Origin of the sequence: Collinsella sp. LCP19S3_C9 (genome assembly GCF_052121575.1) — a bacterium.
Lineage (GTDB): Bacteria > Actinomycetota > Coriobacteriia > Coriobacteriales > Coriobacteriaceae > Collinsella.
In genome coordinates this window covers 1-1,146 of record NZ_JBQKDZ010000036.1, presented here as the reverse complement: position 1 = coordinate 1,146, position 1,146 = coordinate 1, and the positions used below count along the sequence as shown (strand labels likewise).

Here is a 1,146-nt window from a genome sequence, read left to right as displayed (position 1 = left end):
CTCTCCGTTAGACCAGCGTTGACGTAATAATGTCCCGTCCCCGCCCTAAGATGAATGTCGCCAAACATCAACATCGAAGAGACGGGGACGGGATGCTGGACATCATACTCCATGAGATGGAGGGGCTCTCCCTCGGGGAGAAGCGTGATCTCATCTGTGCCACGAAGGCGGCGGTCGCGCGCGAGCTTGGCAAGCAGGCAGATGGCGCGACGCCCAGATCATGCCCCCGGTGCGGCTCTTCCTCCTTCATCAGGAAAGGGCACAATGCCGACGGCTCCCAGCGCTGGCTCTGCAAGGGGTGCGGGAGGACATTCTCGTCCAAGAGCAGGGGCCTGCTCGCCGCCTCGAAGCTCGATGCCACGACCTGGGCGCTCTTCGTGGAAGCAACGCTTTCGGGCTCAAGCCTGAGGCAGTGCGCGAAGACGTGCCATGTGTGCCTCAGGACCTCCTGGTTCATGCGCATGAGACTCTGCGAGGTTATGGAGCGCTCGCTTCTCGCCTTCAGGACCGGACCTTCGGTCTCCTGGCAGGTAGACGGCGCCTACCTCGACGAGTCCCTCACGGGAAACAGGGCAAGGAGTGCTGCCAAGATGCCGAGGAAGCCCCACAAGCACGGCGGCGCCGTCCATGCGCGCGGCATCTCCAACCTCAAGGTCTGCGTCATCTGCGGAGCCAATGATGCCGGAGACGAGCTCTGCCGCGTGGCCGACAGGGGAAGGCCGAAGGATGAGGCCCTGAGAGACGCCATCAAGGGTCTCGGTCCTGGCACCTGGGTGGCGACCGACGCCCATCAGGGCTACAAGCGCGTGCTTCCCGCCCTCGGCATCACCGAGCATGCCGCCACCGACACGCGCCTGCAGAAGGACGGCGAGCTTGGCATGGTCAACGCGATGCACCAGAGGCTGCGCATCTTCCTTGCCCCATTCCACGGCGTATCCACCAAGTGGCTGGACCACTACCTCTCCTGGTTCCTTTGGCTCGAGCAGGCAAGGCGCTCGGACGCAGACGGGCTTCAGACGCTTTCCGGCCAGAGCGCCTGCGGCTTCTACGAGCATACGAGGCGCCAGATGATCGATCGTCCCCAGCCCTTCTGGGACTATTGGCAACGGCAGGGAGCGGCTACGTCAATGCTGGTCTAACAGAGAG

1 protein-coding gene is annotated in these 1,146 nt (G+C 63.4%); it reads left to right on the top strand.

Annotation, left to right across the window (positions count from 1 at the left end):
- The first annotated feature begins 29 nt into the window (after positions 1–29).
- Positions 30–1,139 carry an IS1595 family transposase gene (locus ACTQXI_RS08865; protein ID WP_441049388.1) on the top strand — a complete coding sequence of 370 codons (1,110 nt, stop codon included), beginning with the start codon at positions 30–32 and terminating at the stop codon, positions 1,137–1,139.
- The last annotated feature ends 7 nt before the right edge of the window (positions 1,140–1,146 follow it).